12 protein-coding genes and 1 pseudogene are annotated in these 16,835 nt (G+C 58.8%); 5 read left to right on the forward strand and 8 right to left on the reverse strand.

The features are described 5' to 3' along the window. Positions 1–192: 192 nt before the first annotated feature. The gene (locus ATI14_RS22670; protein ID WP_016969613.1) at positions 193–1,203 is read right to left on the reverse strand and encodes an aldo/keto reductase; all 1,011 of its coding nucleotides are present in this window, start codon (positions 1,201–1,203) and stop codon (positions 193–195) included. Between the two features lie 81 nt (positions 1,204–1,284). Next, positions 1,285–2,187 (reverse strand): LysR family transcriptional regulator, encoded by a 903-nt coding sequence (locus tag ATI14_RS22675; RefSeq protein WP_016969614.1) that lies wholly within the window; start codon positions 2,185–2,187, stop codon positions 1,285–1,287. A 99-nt stretch (positions 2,188–2,286) separates the two neighbouring features. Between ATI14_RS22675 and ATI14_RS22680 the strand changes: the two genes are divergently transcribed. After that, a complete protein-coding gene (locus tag ATI14_RS22680) occupies positions 2,287–2,991 on the forward strand; it encodes an SDR family oxidoreductase (protein WP_016969615.1) in 705 nt (234 codons plus the stop codon). A 251-nt stretch (positions 2,992–3,242) separates the two neighbouring features. Here the strand turns inward: ATI14_RS22680 and ATI14_RS22685 are convergent, their stop codons facing one another. Further along, on the reverse strand, positions 3,243–4,553 hold the full coding sequence (locus ATI14_RS22685) for an MFS transporter (RefSeq protein WP_016969616.1): 1,311 nt from the start codon (positions 4,551–4,553) through the stop codon (positions 3,243–3,245). A 161-nt stretch (positions 4,554–4,714) separates the two neighbouring features. Between ATI14_RS22685 and ATI14_RS22690 the strand changes: the two genes are divergently transcribed. Together ATI14_RS22690 and ATI14_RS22695 are read left to right on the forward strand one after the other, a co-directional pair. Further along, complete coding sequence (locus ATI14_RS22690; RefSeq protein WP_016969617.1) at positions 4,715–5,821, forward strand: sugar diacid recognition domain-containing protein; 1,107 nt, start codon at positions 4,715–4,717, stop codon at positions 5,819–5,821. Positions 5,822–5,912: 91 nt separating this feature from the next. Further along, positions 5,913–7,070, forward strand: coding sequence for a glycerate kinase (locus tag ATI14_RS22695; RefSeq protein WP_016969618.1), 1,158 nt, complete (start codon positions 5,913–5,915; stop codon positions 7,068–7,070). On the opposite strand, the gene ATI14_RS22700 is transcribed toward ATI14_RS22695, so the two are convergent. After that, entirely contained in the window at positions 7,064–8,620 is a 1,557-nt protein-coding gene (locus ATI14_RS22700; protein ID WP_170290406.1) for an alpha/beta fold hydrolase, read from the reverse strand. The genes ATI14_RS22695 and ATI14_RS22700 overlap by 7 nt on opposite strands. A gap of 329 nt (positions 8,621–8,949) precedes the next feature. Here ATI14_RS22700 and ATI14_RS22705 point away from each other — a divergent pair. Then, positions 8,950–9,042: pseudogene (locus tag ATI14_RS22705) on the forward strand (GNAT family N-acetyltransferase); the annotation flags it as partial. Here the strand turns inward: ATI14_RS22705 and ATI14_RS22710 are convergent. Next, the gene (locus ATI14_RS22710) at positions 9,039–9,731 is read right to left on the reverse strand and encodes an aspartate/glutamate racemase family protein (RefSeq protein ID WP_016974433.1); all 693 of its coding nucleotides are present in this window, start codon (positions 9,729–9,731) and stop codon (positions 9,039–9,041) included. The pseudogene ATI14_RS22705 and the gene ATI14_RS22710 overlap by 4 nt on opposite strands. 189 nt (positions 9,732–9,920) lie before the next feature. Between ATI14_RS22710 and ATI14_RS22715 the strand changes: the two genes are divergently transcribed. Next, positions 9,921–10,592 (forward strand): DUF3313 domain-containing protein, encoded by a 672-nt coding sequence (locus ATI14_RS22715; protein ID WP_016974434.1) that lies wholly within the window; start codon positions 9,921–9,923, stop codon positions 10,590–10,592. A gap of 52 nt (positions 10,593–10,644) precedes the next feature. Here ATI14_RS22715 and ATI14_RS22720 read toward each other — a convergent pair whose 3' ends face one another. The 3 genes from ATI14_RS22720 to ATI14_RS22730 all read right to left on the reverse strand — a co-directional run bounded on the left by ATI14_RS22720 (position 10,645) and on the right by ATI14_RS22730 (position 16,747). Continuing rightward, positions 10,645–12,045, reverse strand: coding sequence for a DUF1254 domain-containing protein (locus ATI14_RS22720; RefSeq protein ID WP_016974435.1), 1,401 nt, complete (start codon positions 12,043–12,045; stop codon positions 10,645–10,647). Between the two features lie 242 nt (positions 12,046–12,287). Beyond that, positions 12,288–12,653, reverse strand: coding sequence for a response regulator (locus tag ATI14_RS22725; protein ID WP_016974436.1), 366 nt, complete (start codon positions 12,651–12,653; stop codon positions 12,288–12,290). Between the two features lie 278 nt (positions 12,654–12,931). Then, positions 12,932–16,747 carry a hypothetical protein gene (locus ATI14_RS22730; protein WP_016974437.1) on the reverse strand — a complete coding sequence of 1,272 codons (3,816 nt, stop codon included), beginning with the start codon at positions 16,745–16,747 and terminating at the stop codon, positions 12,932–12,934. Positions 16,748–16,835 lie beyond the last annotated feature (88 nt).

Raw genomic sequence — 16,835 nt, forward strand, 5'->3', positions numbered from 1 at the left:
AGAAACGATTGATTCAGAAGAGTGTGGATTATGGTGGTTTTGGCGGGGGAACGTTGCGCTGTTTTGGGGCGTATTTGTGGAAAATTACGCTCGCGAGCCGATTTGCACCTTTTGTGTGGCCAAAGGGCTTGTAATGGCGAGCGGGCTTGCCACAACAAGCCTGCCAGCCACAATGAACCCGCTCGTCATGGTTCAGGTGCGAGGGTGACGCCCGGACACAAAATGGCCCACATCATTGAACCCCGGTGTAGACGAATGCCCCGGCGTTACCAGCGAATCAATAAATGCCTCATCGTCGGTCGTAATCTTCACATCCAGTGCGCCGGTGTAGGCATCCCACTGCGCCTCGGTACGCGGCCCGACAATGGTCGAACTCACCGCCGCGTTGTTCAGCACCCAGGCAATCGCAAACTCCACAATCCCCACGCCACGGCCTTGGGTGTACTGCTGGATCTGCTGGGCGATGCGCAGCGATTCAACGCGCCATTCGGTTTCCAGAATGCGCTTGTCCTGGCGTGCCGCACGGCTGCCGGCTTCGGGGGTTACATCCGGCGCATATTTGCCGCTGAGCACGCCACGGGCCAACGGGCTGTAAGGCACCACGCCCAGGCCGTAAGCAGCCGCAGCGGTGATCTGCTCGACCTCGGCCTGACGGTTGACAATGTTGTACAGCGGCTGGCTGATAACCGGGCGGTCCACACCCAGGCGCTCGGCCACGCGGATGATTTCAGCGATGCGCCAGCCACGGTAGTTAGACACCCCCCAATAACGGATTTTGCCCTGCCGGATCAGGTCGCCGATTGCCGACACCGTGACTTCCAGCGGTGTGTCGTGGTCTTCGCGGTGCAGGTAATAGATGTCCAGGTAGTCGGTGTCCAGCCGGGTCAGGCTGGCTTCCAGCGCATTGAAGATGCGCTTTCGGCTCAGGCCGTTGCGGTTGGGCAGGCCGTCGGTGGGGCCGATGGCAACCTTGGAGGCCACCACCCAGTCCTCACGATGACGGGCAATCGCCTCGCCGACGATTTCTTCCGAGCGCCCGCCGGTGTAAACGTCGGCAGTGTCGATGAAATTGATGCCCTGGTCCCAGGCCTTGTCCATGATGCGCAGCGAGTCTTCGGTATTGGTCTGCTCGCCGAACATCATGGTACCCAGGGTCAGCGCGCTGACCTTCAAACCGGACTGGCCCAATGTGCGATAAATCATGCAAAGCTCCTCGAAGCTGGGAAACGTGAGCTATGCAATACCAGACTGAACCGCTCTGGAACAACCCCTGTGACGATTTCTTCATTCATGCAGCAAGGCCTCACAGCGCGCCTGTAAAAATCCGTGCAGCACTTTCACCCGCTCCGACACCTGCAGGCGATGGGGGCACATCAGGTTGAACGGGGTGGGTTCGCCTTGCCAGCCCGGCAGCAGGGGAACCAGCCGCCCGGCCTTGATATCACGGGCCACATCCAGATGGGCTTTGTAGGCGATGCCATGCCCGGCCAACGCCCAGCGGCGCACGATTTCGCCGTCGTCGCTCAGGTAATCGCCGCTGATCTCGACCTCCTGCAACAGCGCGCCCTGACGGAAATACCAGGTGCTGTTGGCCTGCCCGCGACGCATGTAGCGCAGCGTGCTGTGGTGTGCCAGATCCGCCGGCGTTTGCGGCGTGCCATGCCGCGCCAGGTAGTCGGGGCTGGCGCAAGGGATGCGGTGATGGCCCGGCACCACCGGAAGCGCCACCAGGCTTGAGTCCCTCGGCACGCCAAAGCGCAGGGCAATATCCACGGTGTCGCGAAACAGGTCGGCATTGCTGTCGTTGAGCAGCAGTTGCAGGCGGATATTCGGGTGCTCAAGCTTGAACTCATCCAGCCAGCCGAGCAGCACATTGCGCCCGAAGTCCGACGGTGCCGCCAACTGCAGCAAGCCGCTGAGGCTTTGCCCTTGTTGCTTGATGGCGTGTTCGCCTTCTGACAGGGCTTCCAGCGCGATGCGCACGCTGTCGAGGTAGCGCCGGCCTTCTTCGGTAAGGCGCATGCTGCGCGTGGAGCGGGCGAGCAAGCGCATGCCCAGGCGGGTTTCCAGGCGTTTGAGGGCAATGCTCGCGGCGGCGGGCGTCAGGCCGAGCCCGCGGGCCGCGGCGGAAAGACTTCCCGTGTCTGCGGTGCGCACAAACACTTCCAGATCCAGAATCGAGCTCATTTGTAAAAATCCTTTAAAGATCTTGTCGTTTTGCCGGGATTTTTCGCCGATTGCCAAGCTGGGAAGATGAACACTCACTTTCTCAATAGGGTTCCTCTCATGACAGCTTCCCTCAGCGGTAAAACCGTCATCGTGATCGGCGGCAGCAGTGGCATTGGTGCGGCGGTGGCCAAGGCGGCGGCAGCGCGTGGCGCGCAGGTGGTACTGGCCGGACGCCGTTTGGCTTCAGGAGTTGAAAACGGCGTGCGCAGCGAGCCGGTCGACGCCACCGACAGCGCCTCGTTGCAGCGTTTGTTCGAGACGGTAGGGCGCTTCGACCACTTGGTGTACACCTCCGGCCCTTCTGTACGCGCCAAACCGCTGATCGAAACCGACTTGGCCGAGGCTCAGGACAACTTCAACGTGAAGCTCTGGGGCTCATTGCGAGCGATTCAGCTGGCGTTACCGTTTCTCGCCGAAGACGGCAGCATCAGCCTGACGTCAGGCCAGTTGGGCCGTAAATGCGTGCCTGGCCAGTTCATCAAGACCGGCATCAATGCCGCCACCGAAGCGCTCGGCAAGCAACTGGCGAAGGAGCTGGCGCCGCGGCGGGTCAACGTGATCAGCCCGGGGGTGATCGATACTCCGGCGTATGCCGGGTTGGCTGAAGACCAGCGCCAAGCCATGTATGCCAAGGCGGGCGGGGCGTTGCCGGTAGGTCGCGTGGGGCAAGCAGAGGAAGTGGCGGCCGGCTATGTGCTGGCCATGGAGAATGGTTTTATCACCGGCGCCATCATCGACATCGACGGCGGCGGCCTGTTGTAAACACTGAGAAAAATGTGTGCGCTGTCGAGCTTTAACGAGGCTGCGATGGCGGTGAGGCAGGCGGCATGTTTGTTGGCAGTGCCGCCGTCTTCGCAGGCAAGCCAGCTCCCACATTCGACCGCATTTCAACGGATGGACGCGGTTCCCTGTGGGAGCTGTCGAGCTTTAGCGAGGCTGCGAAGGCGGTGGGTCAGTCGGCACATTAGTTGGCAGTGCCACCGCCTTCGCAGGCAAGCCTCACATTGCTCGTGTTACACCTTCAAGGTACGGGTCATGCGCAGCGCCAACACGCTACCGGCCACAATTACCGCCGCCAGCAGATACAGCGCCACGTCCGTGGAGCCGGTCGCATCCTTCACAAAGCCGACAATGTACGGGCTGAGGAAACCGGCCATCTGCCCCATGGAGTTGATCAGTGCCAGACCACCTGCCGCCGCGCCAGCGCTGAGCAGGGCCGTGGGCACCGGCCAGAACATCGGCAGGCCTGTGAGGGCGCCCATCGTGGCTAGGGTCAGGCCGAGAATCGCAATCGCCGGGGTGGTGGCGAAGTTCACCGCGATCACCAGGCCAATGGCGCCCATCAGCATGGGCACCACCAAGTGCCAGCGACGCTCCTTGCGCAAGTCCGCCGAGCGCCCCACCAGCAACATGAACACGGCCGCCAGCAGATAAGGAATCGCACTGAGCCAGCCAATCACCAGGTTATCGCTGAAGCCCAGGTTCTTGATGATCGACGGCAGCCAGAAGTTGATGGCATACACGCCACTCTGGATGCAGAAGTAGATCAGGCCGAAGGCCCAGATGGCCGGGTTCTTGAACACTTCGGCAAGGGAGTCGCTGGTGGTTTTCGGCTTGTTGGCCAGGTCCATCGCCTGGTCAGCTTCCAGCACCGCCCGCTCGTGGGGCTTGAGCCACTTGGCGTGGGCAAAACTGTCGCTGAGCAGGAAGTAGGCGAGGGCGCCGAGGATGACGGTAGGAATGCCCTGCAGCAGAAACATCCACTGCCAACCCGCCAGACCGTGCTGGCCGGCGGCGAAGTGGTTGAGGATCCAGCCGGAAAACGGGCTGCCGAGCAGGCCGGACACCGGAATCGCCGACATGAACAACGCCATGATCCGCCCACGGCGGAAGGTCGGAAACCACTGCGAGAGGTACAGCACCACGCCCGGGAAGAAGCCCGCTTCCGCCGCACCGGTGAGCAGGCGCAAGGTGTAGAAATGTGTCGGTGTGGTGACGAACAAGAGGCAGGTGGAGAGCGTGCCCCACACGATCATCATCAAGGCAATCCAGCGCCGTGGGCCGAATTTGGTCAACGCCAGGTTGCTCGGTACGCCACACAACACGTAGCCGATAAAAAAAATCCCGGCCCCCAGGCCGTAGACGGTTTCACTGAATTTCAAGGCGTCGAGCATCTGCAACTTGGCAAAGCCGACGTTTACCCGGTCAAGGTAGTTGAACAGATAGCAGATGAAAATGAAGGGGATCAGGCGCAGGGTAATGCGCTTGTAGATGGCGTTTTTATCGTCATCGGTGGCCAGTGTGGCAGCGGCGCTCTGTGACATGGCAGTCTCTCTTTATTATGATTTTTCGCGATGCGAGGGTAACGTTGATCGCCCGATGAGTCTCGGCCACCTTGCAGGGCGCTGTCTTTGTGCTCGCGCACAGTGAAGCATGATTTACGCTGTGCCGATGACCAACCCCGCCTTTTAAGGAAGTTAGCTTCATGTTCGAGCTCGATCATGACCTGGCGCAGGATATTGTCGATCGCACCATGGCCATCCTGCCCTACAACGTCAATGTCATGGACAGCCAGGGGCTGATCCTCGGCAGCGGCGAGCCTGAACGCATCAACACCCGTCACGAGGGTGCGCAACTGGTGCTGGCTAACGGGCGCGTGGTGGAAATCGACGGCCAGACCGCCAAGCACCTCAAGGGCGTGCAACCCGGCATCAACTTGCCGTTGATGCACGACCAGCGCCTGATCGGTGTGCTGGGCATCACCGGCGAGCCCGAATTGCTGCGCACTTACGCGCAATTGGTGCGCATGACCGCCGAAATGCTCGTCAGCCATCGCCACCAGCAAGTCGAGCAACAATGGCGGCGCCAGCGCTGTGATGATTTGCTCGCGCTGCTGCTGGCCGAGAGCGGCGACTCACCGCGCCTGGTCGACGAAGCGCAGCAACTGGGGCTCAAACCGCACCTGGCGCGCACGCCCTACCTGTTTGAACTGGGCGCCGGGCAGTCGGCGGAGGCTTTGAGCGCCTGGCTCTCCAGCCGCTATCCCGACAGCTGGTGTGTGAGTTCGGCGCAGTATTCCCTGCTGTGGTGCCGCCCGTCAGCGATGCAGGTCGATAACCCCAAGCTGCTGGAAAAACTCGCCGGCCTTGGCTGGAACATTCTGCGCGTGGCGGTTGGCGGGCAGGCGGATGGCCTGGCCGGGTTGCGGCGCTGTTATCGCCGGGTGGGCGACTTGCTGGCCTACGGCCGTGACATTCTGCCCGGCTCACGGCTGCTGACCCTGAACCGCTACCGCCTGCCCGTGATGCTCTGGCGCCATCGAAACGATGATGCTCTCGACGAATTGCTCAACCCGTTGCGCAAAGTACTGGCCAAAGACGGCAACGGCCAACTGCTCACCACCTTGCGCAGTTGGTGCGAACACGACGGTCAAAGCCAGGCGTGTGCCGACGCCCTGGGCATCCACCGCAACAGCTTGCGCTACCGCATGGAGCGCATCGCGGAGCTGAGCGGCGTCGACCCTTTAACCCTGGACGGCATGCTTGCGCTCTACCTCGGCGTGCAGCTGTTGCCCCAGGCTTTGTCGGAATGAACAACAAACCTGATGCGCACTTGTGCATCGGACCGGCGTCATTGCCGAAGCCAACTGGCAGCATGGGCGTTATAAAAACCGGAGAAAGCCCATGAAAATCATCATCGCCCCCGACTCGTTCAAGGACAGCCTGAGTGCCGAAGGCGTTGCCCGTGCCATCGCCGAAGGCCTGGCGCAGGTGTGGCCGGATGCACAGTTGATTCAGTGCCCTATGGCGGATGGGGGCGAAGGTACGGTGGATTCGGTGCTTGCCGCGTGCAACGGCGAGCTGCGCCGCCAAACCGTGCGTGGGCCGTTGGGCGGTACGGTTCAGGCGCGCTGGGGCTGGCTGGCCGACAGCCACACCGCGATCATTGAAATGGCTGAAGCCAGCGGCCTGCAATTGGTACCGCCGGGCCAGCGCGACGCCTGCTCCAGCAGCACGTTCGGCACCGGCGAGTTGATCCGCGCAGCGCTGGATCTAGGCGCTCGGCGCATCATCCTGGCGATCGGCGGCAGCGCCACCAACGATGGCGGGGCAGGGGCGATGCAAGCCCTCGGCGTGCAACTGTTCGACACGCAGGGTCAACCATTGCCACCGGGCGGTCTGGCCCTGTCGCGTCTTGCACGTGTCGACCTTGAGCAGCTCGATTCACGTTTGGCTCAGGTGCGGTTCGAAATCGCCGCCGACGTCAATAACCCGCTGTGCGGCCCCCATGGCGCCTCGGCGATTTTCGGCCCGCAAAAAGGCGCCAATCCCGAGCAGGTCCAACAGCTGGATGCGGCCCTCCGCCACTTCGCCGACCATTGCGCCCAGGTGCTACCCAAAGACGTACGCGACGAACCCGGCAGCGGTGCGGCCGGCGGCCTGGGCTTTGCGGCCAAGGCGTTTCTGGGCGCGCAGTTCCGCGCGGGCGTGGAGGTTGTGGCCGAGCTGGTTGGGCTGGACGCCGCCGTACGCGGCGCTGACCTGGTGATTACCGGTGAAGGCCGTTTCGACGCCCAGACCTTGCGCGGCAAAACCCCGTTCGGCGTGGCGCGCATCGCGCAGACACATAACGTGCCGGTCATCGTGATTGCCGGCACATTGGGTGACGGTTACGAGCAAATGTACGCCCACGGAGTGGACGCCGCTTTTGCGTTGCCATCCGGCCCGATGAGCCTGGAGCAGGCATGTAGCGAAGCACCACGGTTGTTGCGTGAGCGTGCGGCAGATACTGCGCGGTTGTGGCGCTGCGCCTTGAGCGTCGCTGCGCAATTGCGTTACTGACTGTCGCTTGAGGCAGTGCACGTCGAAATTCGCTCAGGCTTTCGCCCGTACGCCAGGTAGTCAACTACCTTGTCGTTCATGCAACTGTTGTTGTCACTGGAAAAAGAAATTTCATGCCGATAAACGTCTTTGAACACTGCCAAATAGGTATTGGGCAGGCTCTGGAACGCGGCGATGGTACTGGCGGCAGGCGATCGATCGTCGTATTCGGCTTGAATCATCAGAATACTGTCTACTTGCGCGAGGTTTCGTTGTGGTACTCCGGTCAATTGTTTAGCAGGCCACGCCGCGCAATGTCGGGCCGGGAAAAAACTGCCACCCACCGGATACTGCGTAGCGTATTGGTTTTCCTTTTCAATCCAGAATGCGTCACCTGACGATGCCGAGTCGTTGCATATCAGTGTACTGCGCACAGACTGCTGGGCCGTGAGTTTCAAGGCGCCGGGGGCGATGTCATTCCAGGGCGCAGGATTGCGCACGATATGAAGGAGGTGAGTAAATGCCAGTTGTGCGGCCTTCTCAGTGTTGGCGTCCGGGCTGAACCGATAGGCCTTCGCTTTTGCCTGCAATTGGGCGTCGCTTAGGTCTGCAGAATTACGCGACCAGTCACTGAGCGCTTTGGCAGCCATCAGGTAATAGGCATAACTGAATTCGTCGGTAATTGAGCGCAGGGCCACCTTTACCTCCGGCAGCAGCCCCTGGAAGATCTCACGTATCGACTCTGGATCATCAACCATTTTGTAAGCGTGCGGGTTGGCAGCCGTTACGTTTTCGACAAACCGAGCGAAGATTCGCTCCTTTTCCGGAGCCTGCGCCAACGAAGCATTCTGGAATGTAGAGGTCCAGTGCATGCCTGAGTCCAGCACCATGCGGCCGACACTCTCTGGAAATAACCCTGCGTACCAGGCGCCCAGCCACGCGCCATAGGAATAACCGAGATAATTGACTTTTTCTTCCTTGAGATGAATGCGGACGAACTCCATGTCACGCGCAGCTTGCTCTGTGTTGATGTAAGGCGCCAACGGCTGGCTGGCGCAGCCTCGGGCCAACACGCCGACGTTGTGTTGTATCGCCTTGATGTTGGCAGGGCTGCGGTCTTCGGTGATGTCGTTTTGCGCAACAATCACCTCACTGGATTGGCACACCAATTGAGAGCTGGGCGTACTGCCCGCACCCCGTAGGGTTATGCCGATCACGTCATAGTGGTTGGCGAGATGCCGATAGCCTTCGGTTCTTGTTTCTTCAGCATCAGGTGTCCAAACCCACGCAAGATAGACGGCGCCCCAACTGGCATCGTCGCCCGGCTCTCCATCGTTGGTAAAAATTGCGCCCTCACGCTTTTTCGGCTGCAGGGCTTCGATACGCGTGATATCGAGGTCAAGGGTGCCGCGTGCAGGATCGAAATGATCCAGCGGCACGGTGACGATGCCGCACTGAATCCTGGCGGAAAACTCGAGTGGCAACTTCGGGATGGACCGTCCCTCGCAATCAGGCTTCCATTTAACGCCCAATCGAGACTGTGGTTTCGTCGCACAGGCACCGACAGCCATAAAAAGCGCCACACACATACATCTTACAATCAACGTTTTTTTCATCATTTGTACAGACAGGCTCTGGTTGTAACTGGAGGCTGTCGAGTATTGCAGTGACGGCTGATTGAGGCTGCAGGAGGGCGTGGATATGGTATGCAGCAACGTCCGAAAAACGCTGAAGTTTTTTTTCCAGGCCCTTTCGGGCCGGCAGTAGCAGGGAGGGCGGGGCGCAATCGCGGAGGTTTTGTCCCTGAAGTGACCATCTGTTTCATGAGATGAAACACAATCCATCCACCTGAACCTCACACCGTCATCCAGCGCTCTACAACGAACCGGCCGTGCACACCTTCGAAGCCGAAGGCCGGTTGCGCGACTACGCCGTGCGTGATGGCCAATACGTCGACACCGTGAGCATGGCGCGCCTGCGCAAACCGGTTTAACCCTTGAGAGCAAACGCCACCGCAGCCTGCGCATGCAGCTCGGTGGTGTCCAAAAGCGGTAGTTCGCTGTGTTCCGGCTTGATCAGCAGGCCGATTTCCGTACACCCCAGAATGATCGCCTGCGCACCACGGGCCGCCAGGGATTCGATCACCCGCTGATAGACCTTGCGTGACGTCTCGCTGATCACACCTACACACAATTCGTCATAGATGATCCGGTGCACGGCCTGGCGCTCTTCGGCGTCAGGCACCAGCACGGTCAAGCCCTGGGCGGTCAGGCGTGACGTCAAAAAATCCTGCTCCATGGTGAACGCGGTGCCCAGCAAACCTACGGTGAGCGTTCCGGCTTCCACGGCGGCCGCACCGGCGGCGTCGGCGATATGCAGGAAGGGAATCGACACCGCCGCCTCAATGCGCGGCGCTACCAAATGCATGGTGTTGGTACACAGCACCACACACTCGGCGCCACCGGCTTGCAGGCGGCGCGCGGCGTCTTCGAGGATCAGCGCCGTATCATCCCAGCGCCCGGCATGCTGGGCCTGTTCCACCGGGCCGAAATCCACGCTGTACATCAGCAATTGCGCCGAGCGCAGCGGGCCAAGTTGATCGCGCACGCGCTGGTTGATGATGCGGTAATACTCGGCGCTGGACTCCCAGCTCATGCCGCCGATCAGGCCGATGGTGCGCATGCGATGCTCCGGACAAGGAATGTCGCCACACCTTACCCATCGGTGACAGATTCGTCAGAGGCAGTTACCCGCCAAATGACCGGTGCAGTTCCAGGCGCCCCCCAACGCACGGCACGAAATAGTGGGTGGTTCGACAAAGTTGGCTATACCTACCACTCAGTGTTTCGATGACGATCGCCAGGGAGTTCAATGATGAAAAGGCTCATGATCAGCACGCTGTGCGTTGCCTCACTCGCCATGGCCGGCTGTGCCGGCAAGGTGACTCAGCCGGACGAATACTCCGGTTTCCTGTCGGACTACAGCCAGCTCAGAGAGGCCAAGTCGCCTTCAGGCGCAGATGTCATGCGCTGGGTTGACCCCGGTCTGAACCTTAACAACTACAAAGCGGTGTTCATCGAGCCGACCCAGTTTTACCCCAGGCCGCAGGCCACCACGAAGATTCCGGACAGCACGCTCAATGGCATCAACGCCTACTACAGCCAGGCGCTGCAGCGGGAACTGGCCAAATCGTTGCCGCTGGCCAATGCTCCAGGCCCTGGAGTGATAGTGGTGCGCGCGGCGATCACCGCCGTCAGCAGCAAGACCGAAAGCCTCAAACCGTATGAATACATTCCTGTTGCGCTGGTTGCCGCGGCGGTGAGTACCGGCACCGGTATTCGTGATCAGGAAACCACACTGGGCACTGAAGCGCAGTTTCTCGACGGCGCCAGCGGCAAGGTGCTCGCCCAGGTGGTGCGCAAGGGCACCGGCAAACCCCTGTCGAATGACGCGCAGGTGATGAGGGCGGATGATGTGAAGGGTGTTATCGACGGCTGGGCGCAGGACTTGCACCAATCGTATATGAAGCTCAAAGGCAGGTAAGGCGCGCCACGGTGAGGGCCGACCCTCACCGTGACTTACCGGGCACGTGGCGTTACTTGAGCGGAATCAATGGCGGCAATTTCCATTGACCATTCACCACCTCAGGCTTGGGCAGGTAAATACGCAGCACGGCATAAAACGGGCCGGGAGGCGCAGGCAGCCAATTGCTCTGTTCGGCTTTCGGCGGCTCGTGGTGCTGCAACGCCAGGGTCAGGCCGCCGTCGGCGTCCAGCTTGAGGTTGGGCAGCATGCGCGAATTGATCAGGTAGCGTTTCTTCAGGTTCGGCGCCAGCAACTTGGTCTTGGCGTCGTACATGGTCAGCGACCAGAAGGCGTCTGCTGGCGGCAATTGGTCCTTGGCAAAGTGCACGGTGTAGCTGTGGCGCGCGCCGTTGGCCGGTTTGCCTTCGCTGTCGACAAAGTAGGTCAGGTAGATCGCCTCGTCGGTGGAGTTGCCGAAAATCCCCAGATCGGCCCCCGCGTAGCGGTACAGGTAATTGTTTTTCAGGCGGTCACGGCTGCCGAACAGATCGCCACTGGAGACCAGGTGGGTGTCGATCTTGTCTTTCTTGAACGCCGCAAATTCGGCGCGGGCGTCGGCGATACCGTCTTCCAGGGCCTTGCGTTGCTCAGCTGTCAGCTCTTTAACCTTGAACGGCGCCCCCGGCGCGATACCGATTTTGGCAAAGCGCGCGAGCACGTCCTTTTCGCTGTCCTGGGGCGCCGCGAAGCTCAGCATGAAGTTGAGGTAGCGGAACAGCTGCGGACCTTCGGTCATGGTGGCCATGGGCTTTGGCCACTCGATTTTCGGCACTTTGGCCGGCGCCGGTTGTTTTACGTAGCTGCTCAACGGCTGCACTTTGTAGCCGCTCTGGATCTGCTTGACCTTGCTCAGGTCCTTTTCGTCAAACAACTGCGTGCGGTACAGGGCGTAAGCGATGTTGCTTTCGCTGTAGACCACGCGGTCGATGTCCACCGGCTGCTGACCTTTCCAATCGGGCCCGGCGATCATGTAGTGGCCGCCGTTGTTGCCGGTACTGCGTGTCCCCAGGTAGGCAATGTTTTGCGTGTAGAGGTCGATCAACTGCACCGAGTAGTAACGGTTGTCTTCGATCTTGGGCAGGGTCAGCACCAGAGGCTCTTTGCGCAGGTCCATCCACACGAACGAATAGGGCGTGTCAGCGTTCGGGGTGACGAATGCGGTGTCTTTGGGGGTGAAGACTTGCGCCGTGTTACCGATGTGGTTGAACGGCGCCTTGAAGTTGGCGCCGCCCTTGTCAACGGCCTGGGTGTAGAGCGTCTTGTACATTGCCACCACCGGGTAGCCGTACAAATAGGCTTCCTTGGCAATGGCCCGGGCTTCGGCGGGGGTGGCCGTGAAGTCGGCCCAGGCGCCGGTACTCATGAGTATCGAGAGGCTCGCCAACAGCAGGCGCGTCGGTTTTCCAATCATGTTGTTGCGTCCTTCCTGAGTTCGTTTAAACGGGCGGGGGAGTCAAAGCGCCGAGTTTCCTGTTTTATTGGCCGAACGTCACGTTAATCCCTGCAATAGGGGGCAAATCGTGAGCCTTGATGCGCGATGACTTTTCGGCGGGCACAGGTTGCAGCACCTGCATAGACTGAGGTGCAGTTAAGCCGATTTTTGCCGGTTTAACGAAGGAATTGCTCGAATCGTGCAGTTGCCCGCATGCCTTTTCAGGCGTCCGGCAACATCGATTTGACCTTGTCGCGCAGTTGGTCAATGGAGAAGGGTTTGCCAATGACCTGCATACCGGGTGGCACGTCGATGTTCTCGGCATAGCCGCTGGCAAAGAGGATAGGCAGGGCGGGGCGCAGTACACGCACTTTGGTCGCCAATTGCTTGCCATCCATGTCGGGCAGGCCGACGTCGGTCATCATCAGGTCGATGGCCTGGCGGGTGTTTTCAACGACTTTGAGGGCTTCTTCAGCGTCCGCGGCTTCTACCACCGAGAACTCCAACTCTTCGAGTACATCGACGATCAGCATGCGCACGATGGCATCGTCTTCGACTACAAGGATGGTGGAGGCGGTGGAGGGCATAGAAAACATTCCTGAAAAAAGGGGGAGGTGAAGCCTGGCGGGTAGAGATAACTCAATAATGAGTCTTGGAGGCGCCAGCAAGTTCCGAACAATTGCTGGCATTGTGACCTTTGGCGGGAAGAATGTCCCGAGGGACGAAGGATTTAAAGTGCAACCCTCGACAGGACTCATGAAATAGGTCGGGATGCCGACACGATCGGCGGACGCAACCTGAGCGTGTATTGCCACGCCACACTGTTGCATCGGCCGTCGTGCCACGGCGGGTGGAGAAGTGTGCGTTACAATTCTGTGTTGAACAAATCCGAAATATCGCCCGGTACGGATCGGGTGATAGTGTTCAATTCCACTTCTTGAAACGTTGACACTTTGTATTCGGGTACTCCGGGCTTGGTTCCGAAGTCAGGCAACAACTGTTTGGTTCTGCCCGTCTTCAATGTGCTTTCCAGACCCGCGCTCATTGCCGCCTCACTCGTAAAGGTGGCTTTACCGAAATTAGGGTCGAAATAAAACCATTCCTTTTTCCCTCCCTTGATGACGACCCCAGCGGTAATGCCGTGCCCACGCGCCTCTATCAGCAAGGCTTTCGAGCTCGTGGCATTGGCCAGTTCTGCAATGATCGCCGTGTGGGTAATTTGCCGGGATTGCATCCCGTGGTGGAATTGGGTTTGCAATAGGCTCTGAAGCTCATTCAAGTGCTCACGGAACTGATTGGCTTTGGTCGCCCGATTTTGCTCAAGCAACGCTTTGGCAGGGTCTACTTTGCGCAATTCGGAAATTTGCAGCGGGCTTAGCGTCGGTACCATCGCGGTGTAAAGGTTTTTTATGAGGATATCCTGTTTACCCTGTTTCACGGCCGCTGCAAACGCGTTGGAGAGCGCCGCGCACTCACCTTCCGAGAGCAGTGCAACTTGACTGAGGTAAAAACCTTGTGGAAGCGGTGTCACCTTGCCGCCCGCAGCCGTCACTTCCTCACTGAAAACCCTGAAGTTTTCCAGGCTGGTGTTGATTCTTTGGTTTTCGATATACCTGACCAATTGACCAACTTCTTCGGGCGTGCGTCCGCGGACGACGGCAAGTTCTGCAAGCTGGTTATTGGTCAAGCCCTCTGAAAAACCACTGATGGCAGTGGGTTTTCCTGAGTTGTACCCTTTCTGATAAGCATCAAGGTCAACGATTTCGGCTGTTTCCCGGGCCGTCTTTAAGCGGTCCGGGAGAACGTCAAGTTCCGAGATTCGTCTTTCCAGGCTGCCGAGCTCTTGCGGCGTGCGCGCTTCGGCCACCGCCAAGCGTTTCAAATCATCCTGTTTCATCGCTGAAGAGTAGCCATAGATCGTTGGCGGCGTTGCGGTGTTCTGGCCACGTATGAAGGCGGCCTTATCCACCGTTTGAGCGTTTTGCACTGCCAGTCGATAGTCCCGCCGGAAATAGGGGTTGGGCGCCGGGGGCGCGAGCACCGAACCAATCATCTTTCCGATCCAAGTGTCGGTGAGTGCTCTGACTTCGCCTTCAAACGCCACGACATTGGGAATGAAGCCCTTGATCTCAGCACCGTATGGGCGCTTGCCGACAGGGTCATAGCCGTACCATTTGCCGTCTCGAAACACGGCCCCCCCTTCGATAGTCTGTTCAGCGAAGGTGTAAGTGCCGGTCGCCATGATTCCCTGGTTTTTGCTGGCCGCCTTGAGCAAATCATAACTACCCGTCGCACCCTTGAGGGTGTTGACAATTTCGCTGCCTTTGGACAGCAGTTTACTTACGCCCTTGCCAAGTAATTTACCGCCTGTTGCAGCCAAATCGCCCAGGCCGCTCACCGGGTTGAGTACACCGATGGTTGCGACCCCGATGATTTTGCCCGCTTGCAACGCCTTCGCTCCGCTGGAGAGCGCGGAGCCGCCCAGCTTGATCAGTTTTCCGGCAGTCGCCGCACCGGCGGTAAGAAACCCGAAAATATCCAGTGTGAGGTCGAACACCCCATCGCCGTAGTTGCCTTTTTGAAAGTTGACAATGGCTGAACGGAAAGGAATCAGGTTCAACAAGAAATCACCCAATGGCTTGGGCCCTCCGTTCAGCTTGTCCAGGGTAGTCTGCCCGCGTGCGTTCTCTTTTATGGCGGGGTCGTCGAGGTTGAGGTGTTCGGCGAATATTCTGCCCACCTGGTAAGAACGGCCGCTGTTGAAACTATCCAGGGGTTTGTCATCCAGCTGTCTTTGATTACTGACATGCCCCGCTTCACCACCGGGATTGAACTCCTTGACCGTAAATACCGTGTTGGCCGACCTCTCTTTGGGCTTGGTTATCCTGTGCAGCGACGTTTTCTCGATCGTGCCGCGGTTGAAATTGATTGAATACGCTTGGGTTTCACCATTAAGTTCAGCTTTAACCAACAACTCCGGTTCATTTGCATTCGGGGTGCTGCCCCACAGTTGTTCGCCTAACTCGTAAGAGCCCAATTGAAAAAAAGTGAGTTTCCCAAAGTCGAATTTTTTCCGGTCCTCCAACGGGAGCTGAGCAATCATGTGCTGCACCGTCGTAATGACGGCCTTCTTTTTTTCTTCAATCGAGTGGGCGAACTGCTGATCGAATGCTTGCGCGACGCCAAACGTTCGGTCTTTGTTCAATGTTTCCAAAGGAATGCGCGGGTCACTCGACGTAAAAGGCCTGGAGTTCGGCAAGTCCATCATGGCGATGTCCAGCAGTGAGTGCATGCCGCCCAACCCGACTTGCCCCGGCTCGCCTTGATATTCATCGGTACCCAGCAGCTTTTCTTCGAAAAGCGCCCCCAAATCGCCAAAGCGCTCCTTCAGTTTTTCCAGGGCCAGTTCTTTTCGGGTCGGTATCGGCTTGTCCAATGCCTGCGAGGCCAATAGCCGCTCATTGGTTTGCCGGTTGAATGACTTCCTGATGGTTTCGAGCTGTGCAGGGTTGTAGATATCATCGGCACTTTTCTCAATGACGCCGTTGATGACTGCCCAGTCCACCAGCGCGTTCCTTTGCGCCGATGCAATGGCGTGCGGTTGACCTTCGGTGGTCTTTGCATAACTCATGACCTGGGCGTAGCTCATGTTGGCGACAGCCCCCGGCTGCTCAGCCTCCACAGTCGCCGCAGCAATTGACAGGTTGACCCAGGCCAGGCTGCCGATGGTCACGCTGTCGGGAATGTCTTTGATCTGGTATTGCGGGGCGCTGACGCCTAGCAGCAGCCGAGCCGCGAGGGGGGCAGTCGTGGATGTTGCGCGATCTATTTCGACAAGCCAATGCTTGAGGCCTGCGACCACTTCGGAAGGTTTTTTTCCCCAGTGATCAGGTTTCTGCAGGTTGAAGGCGACTATCTCATTTCGTGCTGGCGCGGCGATGCTACTCAGGTTGAATCCAATGTTCAGTGCTGCCAACAGATAGTCGTAAACACTGGTATCCGAGGCAACGCCGTTCAAATGCGTTTGTAGCGCTTGTCCCAATGCCTGAGCTTTAGGTGAATCCAGCAACTTTTGCAGCGCATCGACCGGGTGTTTCAGATCCTCGGATGTAACCGAACTTCCACTCAACAAGTAGCTCAACGTGTTCTTGTGGATATGCAGCGGAAAGTCCGGGAAAGATGGATGGGGAGAACCCAGAAAAAGTTTGAGTTTATCCTGATCGGCTTGTGACATCGGAACCGGCCAGGTTAGCCCACCACCCAAGTCGCCCAGGGGGTGTTTTAAAACCCGTTGTTCCAATGCGCTGGCCAGGTCGCTGAGTTCCTGTTTCGTGGTGGGGATTTTGTAGCCGAGGTCTGTGATAAAGGTGCTCACCTTTACCGATGTTCCACCCGTTGAAGCATAGCTCGAGCCTTGAAGCACCCCGATCATGGTGTCGTCCACCCACGCTGAAGAGTGACTGTCAAACCATGGTTCGATCCCACGGAGGCGCAACGCCAGATTTTCTACGTTTTCCCTGTCGGCGAGCAAACGAGACAGGGGGGTGGGTGTTGCTTTAACAACGTCGCCGATTCGCTGGCTGTCTGACGGTACCGGTACTTCAGCCACTTGTGCTGAGGCGGTTTGAGGTACGGCAGGGGAAAAACCAACTTGGCGCGATGTCACAATATTCATGGTCATGTGGCTTACCTTTGATAAATCAGAAAGGCACCTTCCAAAATGATCTTCCATGTTCCTGAGGCGCCACCGTGAGTGATCAAGGACTGGA

Origin of the sequence: Pseudomonas tolaasii NCPPB 2192, from assembly GCF_002813445.1 — a bacterium.
GTDB classification, from domain to species: Bacteria; Pseudomonadota; Gammaproteobacteria; order Pseudomonadales; family Pseudomonadaceae; genus Aquipseudomonas; species Aquipseudomonas tolaasii.